This is a genomic window from Intestinimonas sp. HCP28S3_D6 (assembly GCF_052065695.1).
Lineage (GTDB): Bacteria > Bacillota > Clostridia > Oscillospirales > Oscillospiraceae > Intestinimonas.
Genome location: NZ_JBQHTM010000015.1, coordinates 48,122 through 64,555, shown reverse-complemented (window position 1 = coordinate 64,555; position 16,434 = coordinate 48,122). Strand labels below are relative to the sequence as shown.

The 16,434-nt window shown below is 45.9% G+C and carries 19 protein-coding genes; 18 read left to right on the top strand and 1 reads right to left on the bottom strand.

Features of this window, described 5'->3' with window-relative positions; all coding sequences use genetic code 11:
• Positions 1-224 precede the first annotated feature (224 nt).
• The 9 genes from ACTNBK_RS07045 to ACTNBK_RS07005 all read left to right on the top strand — a co-directional run bounded on the left by ACTNBK_RS07045 (position 225) and on the right by ACTNBK_RS07005 (position 8,575).
• Entirely contained in the window at positions 225-968 is a 744-nt protein-coding gene (locus ACTNBK_RS07045) for a metallophosphoesterase family protein (protein WP_209345214.1), read from the top strand.
• Positions 969-1,416: 448 nt separating this feature from the next.
• A complete protein-coding gene (locus tag ACTNBK_RS07040; protein ID WP_441144828.1) occupies positions 1,417-1,815 on the top strand; it encodes a TnpV protein in 399 nt (132 codons plus the stop codon).
• Positions 1,812-2,075 carry a DUF6809 family protein gene (locus ACTNBK_RS07035; RefSeq protein ID WP_441144826.1) on the top strand — a complete coding sequence of 88 codons (264 nt, stop codon included), beginning with the start codon at positions 1,812-1,814 and terminating at the stop codon, positions 2,073-2,075. The genes ACTNBK_RS07040 and ACTNBK_RS07035 overlap by 4 nt, the downstream gene beginning before the upstream one ends.
• A 239-nt stretch (positions 2,076-2,314) precedes the next feature.
• A complete protein-coding gene (locus tag ACTNBK_RS07030; RefSeq protein ID WP_441144825.1) occupies positions 2,315-2,548 on the top strand; it encodes a helix-turn-helix domain-containing protein in 234 nt (77 codons plus the stop codon).
• The gene (locus ACTNBK_RS07025) at positions 2,541-4,436 is read left to right on the top strand and encodes a Dam family site-specific DNA-(adenine-N6)-methyltransferase (protein WP_441144823.1); all 1,896 of its coding nucleotides are present in this window, start codon (positions 2,541-2,543) and stop codon (positions 4,434-4,436) included. Before ACTNBK_RS07030 ends, ACTNBK_RS07025 begins: the two co-directional genes overlap by 8 nt.
• Positions 4,437-4,450: 14 nt before the next feature.
• On the top strand, positions 4,451-6,460 hold the full coding sequence (locus tag ACTNBK_RS07020; protein WP_441144821.1) for an AlwI family type II restriction endonuclease: 2,010 nt from the start codon (positions 4,451-4,453) through the stop codon (positions 6,458-6,460).
• Between the two features lie 22 nt (positions 6,461-6,482).
• Complete coding sequence (locus ACTNBK_RS07015) at positions 6,483-7,217, top strand: adenylate/guanylate cyclase domain-containing protein (RefSeq protein WP_441144819.1); 735 nt, start codon at positions 6,483-6,485, stop codon at positions 7,215-7,217.
• Between the two features lies 1 nt (position 7,218).
• On the top strand, positions 7,219-7,818 hold the full coding sequence (locus ACTNBK_RS07010) for a hypothetical protein (RefSeq protein ID WP_441144817.1): 600 nt from the start codon (positions 7,219-7,221) through the stop codon (positions 7,816-7,818).
• 10 nt (positions 7,819-7,828) lie between these two features.
• Positions 7,829-8,575 carry an adenylate/guanylate cyclase domain-containing protein gene (locus ACTNBK_RS07005; protein WP_441144815.1) on the top strand — a complete coding sequence of 249 codons (747 nt, stop codon included), beginning with the start codon at positions 7,829-7,831 and terminating at the stop codon, positions 8,573-8,575.
• Between the two features lie 164 nt (positions 8,576-8,739).
• Here the strand turns inward: ACTNBK_RS07005 and ACTNBK_RS07000 are convergent, their stop codons facing one another.
• On the bottom strand, positions 8,740-9,588 hold the full coding sequence (locus ACTNBK_RS07000; protein WP_441144813.1) for a helix-turn-helix domain-containing protein: 849 nt from the start codon (positions 9,586-9,588) through the stop codon (positions 8,740-8,742).
• Between the two features lie 175 nt (positions 9,589-9,763).
• Between ACTNBK_RS07000 and ACTNBK_RS06995 the strand changes: the two genes are divergently transcribed.
• From ACTNBK_RS06995 to ACTNBK_RS06955, 9 genes are all read left to right on the top strand, one after another.
• The gene (locus ACTNBK_RS06995) at positions 9,764-10,057 is read left to right on the top strand and encodes a hypothetical protein (protein ID WP_441144811.1); all 294 of its coding nucleotides are present in this window, start codon (positions 9,764-9,766) and stop codon (positions 10,055-10,057) included.
• Positions 10,058-10,165: 108 nt separating this feature from the next.
• Positions 10,166-10,393 (top strand): LLM class flavin-dependent oxidoreductase, encoded by a 228-nt coding sequence (locus ACTNBK_RS06990; protein WP_441144809.1) that lies wholly within the window; start codon positions 10,166-10,168, stop codon positions 10,391-10,393.
• The gene (locus ACTNBK_RS06985) at positions 10,393-10,704 is read left to right on the top strand and encodes a DUF3847 domain-containing protein (protein WP_441144807.1); all 312 of its coding nucleotides are present in this window, start codon (positions 10,393-10,395) and stop codon (positions 10,702-10,704) included. Before ACTNBK_RS06990 ends, ACTNBK_RS06985 begins: the two co-directional genes overlap by 1 nt.
• 224 nt (positions 10,705-10,928) lie before the next feature.
• Positions 10,929-12,524: a MobQ family relaxase gene (gene mobQ, locus ACTNBK_RS06980; RefSeq protein WP_441144806.1), complete on the top strand. Its 1,596-nt coding sequence runs from the start codon at positions 10,929-10,931 to the stop codon at positions 12,522-12,524.
• Between the two features lie 63 nt (positions 12,525-12,587).
• Positions 12,588-13,259, top strand: coding sequence for a CHC2 zinc finger domain-containing protein (locus ACTNBK_RS06975; protein WP_441144804.1), 672 nt, complete (start codon positions 12,588-12,590; stop codon positions 13,257-13,259).
• Positions 13,192-14,532, top strand: coding sequence for a VapE domain-containing protein (locus ACTNBK_RS06970; RefSeq protein WP_441144834.1), 1,341 nt, complete (start codon positions 13,192-13,194; stop codon positions 14,530-14,532). The genes ACTNBK_RS06975 and ACTNBK_RS06970 overlap by 68 nt, the downstream gene beginning before the upstream one ends.
• A complete protein-coding gene (locus ACTNBK_RS06965) occupies positions 14,529-14,693 on the top strand; it encodes a hypothetical protein (RefSeq protein WP_441144802.1) in 165 nt (54 codons plus the stop codon). The genes ACTNBK_RS06970 and ACTNBK_RS06965 overlap by 4 nt, the downstream gene beginning before the upstream one ends.
• Before the next feature lie 120 nt (positions 14,694-14,813).
• On the top strand, positions 14,814-15,047 hold the full coding sequence (locus tag ACTNBK_RS06960) for an excisionase (protein ID WP_441144800.1): 234 nt from the start codon (positions 14,814-14,816) through the stop codon (positions 15,045-15,047).
• A 120-nt stretch (positions 15,048-15,167) separates the two neighbouring features.
• Positions 15,168-16,367 carry a tyrosine-type recombinase/integrase gene (locus ACTNBK_RS06955; protein WP_441144798.1) on the top strand — a complete coding sequence of 400 codons (1,200 nt, stop codon included), beginning with the start codon at positions 15,168-15,170 and terminating at the stop codon, positions 16,365-16,367.
• Positions 16,368-16,434: the final 67 nt, after the last annotated feature.

The window sequence follows — 16,434 nt, the reverse complement described above, 5'->3', positions numbered from 1 at the left end:
GGACAGCCTGCGGCAGTGTTATTACATGATTGCCAAGAAGGAGTACCGCCCAGATCCGCTTAAACTCTCCGGAGCCCCATTGCTGAACTACAATCCAAACCTCTCAGCCTACGCCAACTCATCAGCAGCATCAAGGTGCTGGGACGGGACAAGCTGCTCATTCTGTTTAAGGATGGGACGGAGATCGAACAGCGCATAGAGAATGAGAAAGGGGCCAGGGCGTCATGATCTGTATCACGGGAGATACCCATGGAGGATTCCAGCGGTTTGGAAACAAATACTTCCCCCAGCAGCGGGAGATGAGCCGGGATGACTACATGATTATTTCAGGCGACTTCGGCGGCTTATGGGATGGCTCGGCTGAGGAGAACTACTGGCTGAACTGGCTGGAGGACAAGCCCTGGACGACCCTGTGGGTGGATGGGAACCACGAAAACTTTGATATGCTGAAGCGACTCCCCGTGGAGGAATGGAAAAATGGCCGGGTGCAGCGGATACGGCCCCATATCCTGCGGCTGCTGCGCGGGCAGGCTTATGAAATAGACGGCCTGACCTTCTTCACCATGGGCGGCGCGTCCTCCCACGACATTCAGGACGGCATCCTTGATCCCAGCGCCCCGGACTTTGAGCGGGAATACTGGTGGAAACGAAGGACCCGACAGCGGTTCCGCGTCCTGGGACATAGCTGGTGGCCGGATGAGCTGCCCTCCGATGAGGAATATCTCACCGCGCTGGCAACTCTGGAACGGATCGGCTGGCGGGCGGACTGTGTGATCACGCACTGCGCCCCGTCGAGGATCGTCAGAAGGCTGAACCCCGATTATACGACGGACCGCCTGAACGACTTCCTGGACATGGTCGACCAGCGGCTGGAGTTTCAATATTGGTTCTTCGGACACTATCATGACAACCAGGCTGTCGATGATAGGCATATCCTGCTCTGGGAACAAATCGTCCAACTGCTTTGAGTATATACCGGAGAGATTGCCAGACGATATCAAGGTTCTGACGCAGGGGAAGACACGGCAGATGCCGTGCCTTCTCTTTATAAGCAGGCGGCAGCGCCGGGAGGGAGGATCCCATGAATATCAAGAAGCCCACAGCCTATGCGGAAGCATTGATAACAGAGTCAATGGAACAGCGCCTCCTTATGGCACATTTGAGATGCCCCTCGACTATCCGGAGCCTGTATGCTATACTGAGCCTACCGAAACAATATAGGAGCGCACAAATGACGAGGATACTTTTTATCTGCCACGGAAGGATTTACCGGGTATGATGAAAAGTCTTATATCGTCTCATAACCCTCGATTTTAAGCGTTTTTTGTGTTTCGATCTCAAATTTACCAAAGATTTACCAATATTTCTGGAGAGTCAGACTTGCGATTCTAACACCAGAATAAGGAGATCAATACAATGACTGAGATGAAGAAACACATTTATGATGAGAGCAATGGCCTTTGGTATGAACGCATTGGCGATTACTATATTCCGGTTCTTACCCTGTCCTCCGAGGAACAGCGCCCCATTGGTAAATGGGGACGGATGCACCGGGACTACATCAAAGAGCATCGTCCGTTCCTCTTTAATGACCTTGTTTTCAGCGGTCAACTCTGGACATATCTCGCTGATTTGAACGAGCAGGCGCAGGAGCGTTTGTCCTTGATTATCGAGCAGATGAAAGCATCTGAGGGCGTAACCGAGGAGCTGAAAGCGTCTAATCAGATGGCATGGGTTGGTGCCATGAACAGCATCCGCAACCGAGCCGAGGAAATCATCCTCCGGGAAATGATTTATGAGGAGGATGCGGTATGAAAATCCTTGAAGAATTTTGGTATGGCAACATTGAGCCAACGGACTATGACACATCTTCCTGTAAGGAATACAAAAAATTTCTGGAACTGATTTGCAGTAACGAAGAAAAGCTGCAAGCCACCTTTACGGATGAACAAAAAGAGCTGTTCTTCCGATATGTGGATTGCGTGCGAGAGTTCCAGACCATGGCAGACTGCCTGCTGTTCCAACACAGCTTTAAGTTGGGAGCCAGGATGATGCTGGAGGTCATGGAAGAATAGATTAGAGAGTAAAACCAGACTGGATGTTATTTCGTAAGAGGTGGCATCCAGTCTTTTATATAGTGCGAAAACCAGTTTACTCGAAAAAGGCTGTTCTTTTGTCAATTAAAGTGTGCTTAGCTATTGAGAAATATCGAATTGTGTGCTATACTGATTAAAATTCAGCGTTCGCTGAAGTTAATTCATCAAAAACAGATTTCAAAGAAGTGATTTCATACATAATAGACGAGGTGTGAAAGATGGCAGTAAGCTATAAGAAATTGTGGAAACTATTGATCGACAGAGATATGAAGAAGAAAGATTTGTGCGCTGCTGCCGGAATCAGCCATGCATCTATGGCAAAGCTTGGTAAGAACGAAAATGTTACCACGGATGTGCTCGTAAAAATCTGTACAGCACTACAGTGTGACATTGGCGATATTATGGAGCTGACTCCAGAGATTTCAAAACAAGGAGGCGAGTACATTGGCTGAACAAGCGCTCAAAAATGCAATTCCTGTACAGGCAAAGCCTATATTAAAATGGGCTGGTGGAAAAACACAAATGTTAGGCGATCTCATTCCCAAAGTACCAGCTTCCTATGGTCGCTATATCGAACCATTTTTTGGTGGTGGCGCAATGTTCTTTGCACTACAGCCGGAGAATGCGGTGATTGCAGACAGCAATCCGGAACTCATCAATATGTATCGCCAGGTCGCAGGTCATGTTGATGATGTAATTAAATATCTCAAAACATACGAAAATAGCAGTGAGATGTTTTACTCTGTGCGTGGTCTTGAATGGACAACTCTGCCAGAAGCGGAAGCTGCTGCAAGAACTATTTTTCTGAATAAAACCTGCTTTAATGGTCTGTATCGTGTTAATAAGCGGGGACAGTTTAATGTTCCCTTTGGAAAATATAAGAATCCGAAAATCTGTGATGAAGATGGTTTGCGAGCTGCATCCGAGGCTTTGAAAAAGGCTGAGATCGTTTGCGGAGATTATCTCTTGGTTTTGGAGCATTATGCACAGCCAGGTGACTTTGTTTTCCTCGACCCTCCATACCTTCCGATCTCTGAATATTCTGATTTCAAGCGTTATACTAAGGAACAGTTTTATGAAGAAGATCATGTAGAGCTGGCAAAGATGATTATGACGCTGCATGAACGTGGATGCCATGTCATTCTGACAAACTCTAATCATCCGCTTGTACATGAACTCTATGCGCCATTTACCATTGATGTAATTCAAACCAAACGGCACATTTCCTGCAATGGCAGCACACGAAAGGGAGAGGATGTTATTGTAACAATCCCACCCAAGCAGCGTACATTGATCAAATTGGTACCGAAGCCACTGCCGGAACAGGTGTCTGCCTATCCTCCTACCCGTTTTATGGGTTCCAAGAGCAAGCTGCTTTCTGAGATTTGGTCTGTTGCATCACAATTCAATGTCAACACCGTTGTGGATTTGTTCTCCGGTTCCGGAATTGTTGGTTATATGTTCAAAGCACAGGGCAAAGCTGTAATCAGCAATGATTACATGGCAATGTCTGCAACATTTACAAAGGCCATGGTGGAGAACAATACGGTTACTTTACCTTTGGAAGAAGCAAAACAACTTCTGGTGGCCCATAAGGAATCTGATCATTTTGTTGCTACAAAGTTCCAGAGCTTATACTACACTGATGAAGAAAATGATCTGATCGATACGCTCCGCACCAACATTGCTACTATTCGTGAACCATATAAGCACGCCATTGCCATGACCGCACTTATTCGTGCCTGTATCAAGAAGCGTCCAAGAGGTATCTTTACCTATACCGGACACAGATATGATGATGGACGGAAGGATTTGCAGAAATCCCTTGCGGAGCAATTCCTGGATGCTGTAGAAGCGGTAAACAGTGCCGTGTTTGACAACGGCAAGGTAAATCGCTCCAAGCATGGCGATGCTATGGACTTGCGAGTTGAACAGGCAGATTTGGTTTATATTGACCCGCCGTATTACTCGCCCCTTTCTGATAACGAATATGTGCGTAGATACCATTTCGTGGAGGGGCTGGCCCGTGATTGGAAAGGTGTCGAGATTCAGGAACACACACAGACAAAGAAGTTCAAATCGTATCCTACGCCTTTTTCTACACGCAAGGGTGCCGCAGATGCGTTTGACAAGCTGTTTAAGAAATTTGCCAATAGTATCTTGATTGTGTCCTATTCCTCTAATAGCCTGCCTACACAGGATGAAATGGTGGCAATTATGGCGAAATATAAGCAGCACGTAGAAGTGATACCAATAGATTATAAGTATTCTTTCGGCAATCAAAATGAAGCAAAGACTCACAGAAACTCTGTCCAGGAGTATTTGTTTGTCGGATATTGATTGGAGGTTGAAGTATGAACGAACAGATTGATATTTGGCTGGTTGGTAATACTGGCTTGCGCAATCCCAATCGTATCCAAGAGGGTTTCAAAGTATTTGCCGGTTCTCCCTTTGTGGGAAATCTTCACGGCAAAGATAATGAAATCGGATTTATGAACTACCTGAATGAAAAGGGTATTATTCAGAATGAAGATGGAAAAGACGAATCCGGGAGCCATGCAAGAAAATGGCGTCTGATGTTTGCTAAAAATGGATTTATCTATCCGCAGCTCAAGAAGAAGGAGGGTGCCCAAGAGGAACTTGGCATCCCGGATGATATTACTCCCTTTGGTAGATCGTTCTTAAAAGCTGATACCTACCCTGCGGTGCAGGAATGCTATTTGCGTGCAATGAGTGTAGAGCAAGAGTCTATGCCTGATGGTATCCACCATTTTTCACCATTAAGATGGATTCTTGCTATCATGTTAGAACTCGAACGTCGAACTGGAACATCGGAGCTTAGCCGTATTGAGTTTTCGTTATGGGGACATACAACCAATCCTACATACGATCTCAACGAAGTAGTTAATAACATCCTCGATCTAAGAAAACGTAGAGCTGCCGCCCCTTCAAAACGTAAATTTGATAAAAAAGAAGTTGTAGAACGGGCGAAGAACTACGATAAGAAAGCCGACAACTTCTTTCAGTATAGCGATATGAATATGCGCTATCTACGTATTTCTGGTGTGCTTCAGCGGAAAGGCAGAGGTTTGATTATCGTTCCTACTAAGCACGTATTGGCTGAAAAGCTTGCCAAGACCACAGCCAGCACCGAGCCGATCATGGAGCAGTATAAACTTCTTTGCAACGGTGCGCCGTTGCCGACTGACAATGTTGAGGTAGCCAAGTCTCTGCTGGACGATCTGATTAAACAGATGAAGGAACGTCATATTGCATTCGACATTTCCGATCTGCCGTTGACTACGCCTGCTGAGATCAATATTGCAAGACAGCGGCTTGAGAACATCCTTGCACAGACGGACGAAATCCAGTATGCCAACGACCAGTGCAACCAGTGGCAAGAAATTGCCGATTATATGTCACTTCTCATTAAGGGCGGTGGAAAGCTGGTTTACGACGAAGATAATGCCATTGAAGTACCCAAGGATGAAACGCCGGCGTATCTTGAATGGACGCTCTGGAGAGCTGCGCTTGCAATCGACCACATGATAAATAAACCGTATGAAGTTCGTGGATTCAAGCTGGATTCTGACTTCATGCCTGTTTCGGCAGCTGGTGGTGGCAAGGGTGATCTGTACTGTGAATTCGATGATTTCACGATTCTTACCGAGGTTACAATGTCCACTTCCTCCCGTCAGGAAGCAATGGAAGGAGAGCCTGTTAGACGCCATGTATCCGATGCGGTATTGAAGTACGAGAAGCCAGTCTACGGTATGTTTATTGCGGTCAAAATCGATACCAATACTGCTGAAACATTCCGTCATGGCATCTGGTACGCAAAGGGCGATATGAAGCAGCGTCTGGATATTGTTCCGTTGACGCTGGAGCAGTTCCAGAAATACTTCGTTGCAATGTTCGAGAGCAAACAGGCTAAGCCGGAACATCTGCGTGACTTGATTCTGGAATGTGAAACAAAGAGAGATATCCTGGATGCGCCCGACTGGAAACAGCACATCAACACCATCGTGGCCGAGCGAGCACACGAGGTCAGAACAGGCATAAAGCGCACAGTTGCTGCTGCACCGATTGTTCCTCCTGGAGCCATGGTCAGACATGTTGCATTTGGTGTTGGTCAGGTTGTTGGATTGATGGCATCTTTCCCTGGCTATCAGGCCAAAACAATGGATTTGCCATATCTACGAGGATTGCCGGATGAAGTGTCAATGGAACCTGACGGCAAAACGCTTCATCACGAACGGTTTGGTGAAGGTTCTGTCTATGCGTATATCATTGTTTTTAATCAGTGGATTACGCCGATGTCCTATCCGTCCTCCTTCAGCGATCACTCGTTGTTTATTGAGTGATGGACATATACGAGGTATTGATATGTATGAATACAAAAAATCAAAAGAAGCTGTAGAGACGATACTAAAATCTCCAACAAAAATTGTTGAAAAGGATAGTATTCCGTCATCAGATTCTGAGTTTACTTATGAAAACGGAATTAAAGCTTGGGTTGGTGCTTTGTTTGTAGACATTGTAGATTCGAGTAAGCTGTTCCAGTCCCCAAACGAAGATACAGCTCGTATGATTCGGAGTTTTTGCTCGGAGATTATTTCAATTCTAAAAGATGATGGCAACTACCGAGAAATCGGCATCAGAGGAGACTGCGTTTACTGCATTTACAATGCCCCTTACCAAACTGATTTGGTAGATATATTTCGTCATGCTTATCGAATCAATTCCTTTATGGGGATGTTGAATAAGCTGCTCAAAGAAAATGGATACTCCACAGTTAAAGCCGGTATCGGGTTGGGATGCAGTCAGGATCTGATTATTAAGTCAGGGCAAAACGGCAGCGGTATCAATGATAAAATTTGGATTGGAAAAGCGGTTGTGGATGCGGCACATTTATCGGATGTAGCAAATAGAAACGGGGTTTCCCCTATTGCGATGAGTCCTTTGTTCTACGAGAATGTAATAGAACATTTATGCAAAGAAAACGAGAAATATAAATCATGGATCAGTGCGCACACTTCTGGTTATTACGGTAGCGTTGATTACTATCACTGTAGCATAATAGAAACTGGTTTTGATAAATGGATTGAGGAGAATGTTTGAAATGACAGCAACGACGGAAGAAAAGTCAAAGAACAGCCCCGAGCTGAATGAAGAAGATCTCGAGTACAAAATTGAAATTGCAACTCAAACTCTTGATCGTAACATTGGTTTCGTTACAAATTGCGATAACAAAACGTCTATTGTCTTAGCCGCATTCGGGGTGCTTCTTGCAATCATTCTCACGAATGAAGGTTTGAACGAGATATTTACTATTGTGAAAGCATGTATTGCCTCAAAGACTTTCTGCAGCATACTCTATTTGCTTTGTTTTGCAGGTGCAATCTTTTCTATGGTATTAGGAATGTTCAATCTTGGTAGTGTGCTGGTTGCGAAAACATCAGAAGAAGCGATTGGAAGAAAAGATGAGAACTCTCGCATCTTCTTTGCCGGAATAAGAAAGAATGGTAACTACAATACCTACCAACAAAAATTCTGTGCGATGAGCAAGGAAGATTTCCTAAACGACTTGATTGAACAAATATACATAAATGCTGATATTGCATCTATCAAATATGCAACATATAATCGGGGGCTTAGACGCACAATTGTAGGATTCATTTTCTTCGTTGTGCTCCTGCTTATTGGCATTTATATCTATTGAGGAGGACGCTATGGCAACATATGATTACAGGAAAGGCAAGGAACGAATAGAAGCAATATTAGATAATGAGCTAACTGTCATAGAACAAAATGAACTGCCGACCGATGATGCGTTTACTTTTTCTAATGGTTATTACAGCTGGGTGACTGGGATCTTTGTAGACATTAGGGATTCTTCTGAATTGTTTGCAGATGAAGACAAGGAAAAGGTATCTAAACTTATTCGAAGTTTTACATCCGAAGTTATTGAAATTCTGCGTAAAGATGAAAATCTAAGGGAAATTGGAATTAGAGGAGACTGCGTATATGCAATATACACTACCCCATCCAAAGACGATATTTATGAGTTAGCAGATAAAACATTTTTTATCAATACCTATATGATAATGTTGAATAAACTTTTATCTGATCGCTCGCTACCTGAAATAAAAGTAGGAATTGGAATGTCAACAGCGCAGGAACTCGTAGTAAAAGCCGGCAGAAAAGATGTAGGAATAAACAGCAAAGTATGGATTGGTAAAGCTGTAACACGAGCATCTAACTTTTCCTCTCTGGGGAATAAAAACGGTAATTCTGCATTGGTTTATTCAAGTTGCAGTTATAGCAATTTTATCAAGAAGCTAAAGGAAAGAAATTCTGGAAAAGATGTAGAAAGTTGGTTTACATACCATTCTGACGAAGGGGATGGAGCATATTACACAGCCAGCATTGTAAAATCCGATTTTGATAAATGGATTTCTAATGGGATGAAAGATTAAAATCAGCTGGGCAGTAGGTATCTGTCCGGTTAACCATATTGGGCTTGGATGCGTTTTGACTATTCTAATATGACAGGAGGGCCATAGCTACAAAACTTCCTCAGGGGTTTGTGCTATGGCTCTTTTACTTTTACATCAATGTCACCACTGTAGTACCGACGCTTTTACTTCCGTTTTCTTTTCCCCTTACCATGGCTCATGCTGCCTTTTCCACGCTGGCTGATCGGGCTGTTCATGTGCTTGGACAACTTCAACACTTCGATCAGATTTGCGAACTGCTCCATGGTAAGTGCATCATAGTCGATGCCAAGGTTTGCAAGGAACAGGCGAGCTTTCTTTTCTTCGGTGCTACCCTTGTAGTCCATGGCCTCCTGTAATTGTTTCTGCACATCCAGAGCAGCGCAACCCTCGTCTGCTGTGGTCGCATCTTTGCGGTGTGTATCACGAATGTCACGGAGGATGCCGGTTAAATCCTTGGAGATCACATGACCGAAATACTCATCTTCTTGCACCTGTGCCAGTTCCAAAGTCCGCAGGTACAAATCTTCCTGGTCATTGCCTTTTTTCATAATCACAGATTGCCGGACAGCTTCCATGGTAGCGTTCATGTTGGTAATCCGCATATCTGCAATACGGTCTACGTAGATTTCCGCATCCAGCATCATACGCTGAAAATCTTTGTGGCAGATCAATTCAGAAAGCAGCCGGTGATTGAAGTTCCCGGTCGTTAATACAGTAATTGCATCATCACTCAGATGCAGAGCGTTCAGCTCTGTGTTTGGGTGATTTTTATTTTCTGTCAGACCCAGCAGATAGTCGGTGGACACGCCATAGAACTTGGCGAGTGTCTGGATTGCATAAGGGCTGATGTCTTTTGCTGTTTCATCGGATTCATATTTACCGAGGGCGGAACGGGACAGCCCGGTGCGCTCTGCCAATTCTTCCAGTGTCAAATTAAAATCCACAACACGCAGGTCTTTTAACCTTTCTTGAACAGTGAGTTTCGGTTGCATATTTCATCTCCATTCCATAAGCGTGGAAAACCACGCATTTTTACGCTCTTTTCCGACCTTTTGGATATACGGGAGAGAGCGTCTTTTTTCGCTAAACTGTACTTGTAAATCACCAATGCACCTTGAAAACTGAATGACCGTCCGAATGGGATATGTCCCCCTGCGAAGTATCGCCATGACTACGAAAAGCAGGAGCGTACCAACGGGGCGAAAACGCCGGGAAGATCTCCGGGCAGGAACAACATTCGGGCAGAACGGCGCTCAAAAATCACAGGTTAAATTCAAACCATGTGAAATCAGTGAAAAAGCAGTTCTTTTTGTGCCGCTATCTCTATCGGTGAGTGATGCACTCAACGGCAAATACGGTATGGCATACAGTGTGGATTTTCACGATTTCACAAAGAACCAAGTTAAACAGCAAAAAGGGATACCGCTCCCTATGTACAGAATATCGTTGCAGAAATTCTGAGCGAAAAGACGATTCACCATTTCTGTCACGAATCACTACACGGCACCTGCTGTTTGATGAGCAAATTATACCATATCACGAACAAAAAAGAATGGAGGAAATGTGAATATGAAGAAGAAAAAGCCTGAATTGTATCGAAACGAGATCAAGTCTTACATCGTCCGGGCGGGCATGACCATGAGTGAGGTGGTGGATTTTCTGGCAGACGAGTACGGATGGAGCAGCAGCGTTTCCAATTTGTCGGGCAAGCTGAAGCGTGGGAGCCTGCGCTACGGCGAAGCGGTGGAGCTGGCCGATGCGTTAGGATATGACATTGTTTGGGTTAAGAGGGGGTGATGCGATTGCCGAATGAGCAGTTGGAAAAACTGAAGCACCAGAAGTATGTAGCTGAGAAAAAACTGACCGCAGCCAAGCACAAGGAGAAGCGGTTGCAGCATGAGCTGAAGCAGTTGACTCGGAGTGAGCGAACGCACCGTCTCTGTACCCGTGCCGGAATGTTGGAAGCCTTTTTGAAAGAGCCTACCATTCTGACCGATGATGATGTGATGGAGCTTTTAACTTTTGCCTTTCACAGCGAAGCGGTTCAAAAGAAGCTGGACTTGCGGATTAAGAGCCGAAAGAACGAGCTGGAAACGGACGAGGGCTAAAACCCTTGGCTTAGACAAGGGCGCAATTATACACCACCTAAAGATGGTGATTGCGTTCTGCCGAAAGCCCCTTGCAGGGAGCTTGATGATTTTCCTAAAAGCCTTTTGTTCCAATCATCCAGAGGAAGCGTTGCTTCCCCTGCGCTGGTCTTGCCAGCTACCCCTTGACCGTACTGAACAGCATCGATCTTTTTTATTGCACCGAGAAAGGAGGTTCATACTAAATGCCTGTTCCTCATTTGGAAATCAGAATTGTTCAGCGAAGCAAAGGCAACTCAGCCGTTGCCGGAGCTGCTTATCAAGCCGGAGAAAAGCTGTTTTCCGAGTATGACCAGAAAACAAAGAATTACACTTGCAAAAAGGAAGTCGTTTATACGGAAATCATGTTACCGAAAAATGCTCCTGTCGAATACGCAGACCGAGCGATCCTCTGGAACTCTGTTGAAGAAATTGAAAAACAATGGAACTCTCAGCTTGCAAGGCGTTTCGTTGTTGCCCTGCCCAGAGAAGTACCACTTGAAATGTGTCCGCAGATGCTGCAGGAATACTGTCGTGAGCATTTTGTGTCCAAAGGTATGTGCTGTGATTTTGCAATCCATGACCCAGATCCACCGGGACACAATCCCCATTGTCACATCATGCTGACCATGCGAGCTATTAACGAACACGGAAAGTGGCTTCCCAAGAGCCGAAAGGTTTATGACCTTGACGAGAATGGCGAACGCATCAAGCTCCCCTCCGGCAGATGGAAAAGCCATAAGGAAGATACCGTTGACTGGAACGAGCAATATCACGCCGAGGAATGGAGACACGGATGGGAAGTAATTCAGAATAAATATTTGGAGCTTGCCGGAAGCCCTGAGCGAGTGGATATGCGTTCCTATAAAAGACAGGGACTTGATATTATCCCGACGGTTCATATGGGTGTTGCCGTTGCTGCCTTGGAACGCAAGGGCATCGAAACCAACATCGGCAATCTTAACCGAGACATTAAAGCGGCCAACCGCATGATGACCACTATCCGCAACACCATCAAAAATCTGCGAAATTGGATTGCGGACATTCTGGAAGCCACCAAAGAAACCTTTGCAGAGATGGAAGCAGCAAAGCAAAACGCTTCCCCCGACTTGTCCGTCCTGCTTCGTGATTATATGAATCTGCGAAAGGCAGAACGCAGCGACTGGTCGAGATACGGACAGCAGAAAGGCATGGCAGATGATTTGAAAGCCGTTTCCAGGGCTGTGATCTATCTGAAAGAACACGAGCTTTTCACGCTGGAAGATTTGGATATCGCCCTGCAAGGGGTGAATGAGAAAGCCAGAGCCATCAATGCAAATATGAAGAAAGCCGAAAAGCGGATGCAGGTCATCACCGGCATCCAGAGAGCCGTTGCTGATTGCCAGACCCACAAAGCAGTCCATGACAAATATCTGAAAATCGGTTGGAAAGCAAGGCAGGCTGCTTTTGCAGAAAGCCACAAAGACAAGCTGGACAGCTTCAACAAAGCGTTCCGTTATCTCAAAAAGCAGGGCGTGGATTTGAATGTCAATCTGGATGCTTTGCAAACAGAATATGATGATTTGAAAAAATTCCATGCCGAGCTTGCCGGACAGCTTGCAGCCGTCAAAGAGGAATTGAATCCGATGAAAGATGTTCGCTATTGGGTCGGCAAAGTCCTCACGCCAGAGCAGTCCGAGGTTGAGAAAAAGCCCGAGCCGAAGCATTCTATAACAGAGCGATTGAAGTTCGAGCAGGAACAGAAGAAGCAACAGCCGGAGCAGAAAACTCCGCAGCACAAAAAACAGAATATGGAACTCTAAGGTACTTGCTGTTTTCTTTGTGAGAATGTCGAGTGCCTTTTTGTTTCCTGAAAGGATGATGCAATGAATGTATTTGAAGCTGTAAAACAATCCGTCACTACTCGACAGGCGGCAGAGCTGTACGGCATTCGTGTTAACCGGGCAGGAAAAACCAACTGCCCTTTTCACAATGACCGGACACCCAGCATGAAGGTGGACAAGCGGTTCCATTGCTTCGGCTGCGGTGCTGATGGAGATGTGATCGATTTTACAGCACAGCTATATGGGTTAGATGCAAAGTCCGCCGCCGAAAAACTGGCTGCGGACTTTCAAATTCCCTATGCCCATCACAAAAGGAAGGAATTGGTGAAAAAACCTGTCAAAAAGAAATCAGAGGAGCAAATGTACCGGGAACTGGAAACCTGGTGCTTCAAGGTATTATCCGATTATTTTCATTTACTCCGGTATTGGGAGCGGGCGTATGCCCCGAAACCGGAGGACGAAACATGGCATCCATTGTTTGTGGAAGCCCTGCAAAAGAAAGACCACATCGAGTATCTACTGGATGTGCTGCTGTACGATTCCATTGGGGAGCGGGCAGCGCTTATCGAAGATTACGGAAAGGAAGTGATGAAACTTGAACGGCGATTATCAGAATCTGGCACCGGAGCTGAGAGAAAAATTGAAGATGCTGGCAGAGAACCGGCTCTGCCAAGCCACAGAGGAAGTCAGAGAACTTCTGGAAGTGAACGATAAAGGACAGGTGAAAAACACCATGCAGAATGTGTATCAGGTATTTCTGTCAGACCCGGTGCTGCATGGGACTATTGGCTATAACATCCTCACCGGGCGCATTGACATCTGCAAGCCCCTTTGGTGGGAGCGCAACACTTCCGCCATGAGCGATACGGATTTCAACTATCTCATGCTGTATCTGGAAAAACAATACGGATTGAACCACGAGAACCGTATCCGAAGGGCACTGACGGTGGTTGCCCATCAGAACCAGTATCATCCCATCCGGGAGTATCTGAACCACTTGGAGTGGGATGGGACAGAGCGCATCCCCTATGTACTTCATCACTTTCTGGGGGCAAAAATCTGTGCGTATGGCACTGAAGTCATGCGTCTGTTTCTGCTGGGAGCCATTCACCGGGTATTCAGACCGGGATGCAAATTTGAGCTGATGCTCTGTCTGGTAGGTGGACAGGGAGCTGGGAAATCTACCTTCTTTCGCTTTCTGGCCTGCAAGGATGAATGGTTCTCCGATGATCTGAAAAAGATTGATGACGACAATGTGTTCCGCAAAATGCAGGGACATTGGATTATAGAAATGTCGGAGATGATTGCCACAGCCAATGCACGAAGCATTGAGGATATTAAATCGTTTCTGAGCCGCTCCAAGGAAACCTATAAGGTTCCCTATGCTACTGAGCCGGAGGACAGGCTGCGGCAATGCGTGTTCGGCGGCACTTCCAATGCGCTGGACTTTTTGCCCCTTGACCGCAGCGGCAATCGTCGCTTTCTGCCTGTCATGGTACATCCGGAACAGGCAGAGGTTCACATTCTGGAAGATGAAGCAGCATCCCGGCAGTATATGAATCAGCTGTGGGCAGAAGCCATGACCATTTACCGGCGGGGAAAGGTGCAGCTGAAACTGTCCAAAGAAATGAACGAGCAGCTTGTTCTATTGCAAAAGCAATTCATGCCGGAGGACACCAAGGTGGGTGTGATTCAAGCGTTTCTGGATGACTTTGATGGAGATATGGTCTGCTCCAAGCTGCTCTATCATGAAGCGCTGGGGCGGTTCGACGAGCCAAAATCATGGGAGATACGGGAAATCAACGAGATTATGAATCAGTCTGTGACTGGCTGGATTCCGTACCCCAATCCCAGAAGCTATAAGAAGTATGGAAAACAAAGGGGCTGGATGCGTGGAAACGAAGCACCGGAAACGGGTACAAGCCCCATGGATGGATTCCGTGAACTGACTGAGGAAGAATGCAGCCAGATGGAGCTGCCCTTTTGAGAAAGGAGAATGGTTTCCTGTTTCATATCCACTCCGTTGCCGTATTGGTTTCCGGAAAAAGCCCTATTTTGCAAGGCTATTCCTTCTCCGGAAACGAAAGCAACAAAAAATTGAAGAAAAGCCAAAATAGCAAAGACAACTGCCGAAAAGGAGAAATCTGATTTTTAGAGAGCGGTTTCCGGTTTCTGTTTCCGGTTTCCCCTTGCCCGGCTTATACGAAAAATACGGGATTGGAACTCCTTATCCCTGCACAATGAATTGATATATGGAGGTAAATGCCTATGGCAAATAGCAAGAGCAATGCAAGTGAGAAGAACTATTTTGATATTCCGGTGTGGCGCAGATACACGCTGACCATTGAGGAAGCTGCAGGGTATTATCACATCGGAGAAGGAAAACTGCGGATGCTGATTGACCAGAACCCTCACGAAGATTTCTATGTCATGAACGGGAACCGGGCGCTGATTAAACGTGAGAAGTTTGAACGGTATCTGGATCAGGCTACCGCTGTGTAAATGGTAAAAAAATAATGCGGCAGAACTGCCGTTTTCAAATGATACAACTATACGGAGAGCCAAATTTGTGATATGATGTTATTGCAAGTCTGGCTCTCCTTCCTTGAAAGGAGAGATTCCATGAGCGAAAAAAGACGAGACAATCGAAACCGGATTTTGCGTGAAGGCGAATACCAGCGTACAGATGGGAGGTATCGTTACCGATATATTGACGAGGACGGCAAGGAAAAGAATGTATACAGTTGGCGTTTGGATAAGAACGATCCGATACCCAAGGGCAAGAAGCGAGAGCTTTCGCTGAGAGAAAAGGAAAAGCAGATTCAGGCAGATCTGTTTGACCACATCGTTACCCACGGTGGCAATTACACGGTAGTTGAACTGGTAGAAAAGTATGTGTCTTTGAAAACCGGAGTGAGCCACAACACCCGTGCAGGATATAAGACCGTGATCAATATCCTGAATAAAGAAGCGTTTGGAAAGCTGCGCATTGACAAGGTTCGCCTGTCCGATGCAAAAGCATGGCTGATTAAGCTTCAGCAGGTGGACGGCAGAGGGTACAGCTCCATTCACTCCATCAGAGGGGTTCTGAGACCGGCTTTTCAGCTGGCAGTGGATGATGACCTGATTCGTAAGAATCCCTTTGGATTTGAGCTGGCATCGGTGATTGTCAACGATTCCGTCACCAGAGAAGCAATTACCCGAAAGCAGGAGCGTGAACTTCTTAAGTTCATCAAGGAAGATACGCATTTCTGCCGATACTACGATGCGATCTACATTCTCTTTCACACGGGATTGCGAATCTCGGAGTTCTGTGGGTTGACTATTTCCGATATTGAGTTCGATCAGAAGCGTATCAAGGTTGACCATCAGTTGCAGAGGACATCGCAGATGCAGTATGTGATTCAAGCCCCTAAGACGGAAAGCGGTATCCGATATGTGCCGATGAGCGAGGAAGTGGCAGCGTGTTTCCGCCGTATTCTTGCCAATCGTGCGGCACCGAAAGTCGAGCCGTTGGTGGATGGATACGCTGGGTTCCTGTTTCTGGACAAAAATGACAGGCCGATGGTCGCACTGCACTGGGAGAAATACCTACAGCACATTGTTGAGAAATACAACAAGATCTATCGCATTCAGATGCCCAAAGTAACCCCTCATGTATGCAGACACACCTTCTGTTCCAATATGGCGAAATCCGGAATGAATCCAAAGACATTGCAGTATATCATGGGCCATTCGGACATCAGCGTGACGCTGAATGTTTACACCCATGTGCAGTTCGATGACGCACAGGCTGAGCTGCTTCGAGCGGCGGAAGCCTAAAACAACCCCGTTGGTACGGAGTATTTATTTACCAACGAATTTACCAATATTGCAGGAAAAAGCATGA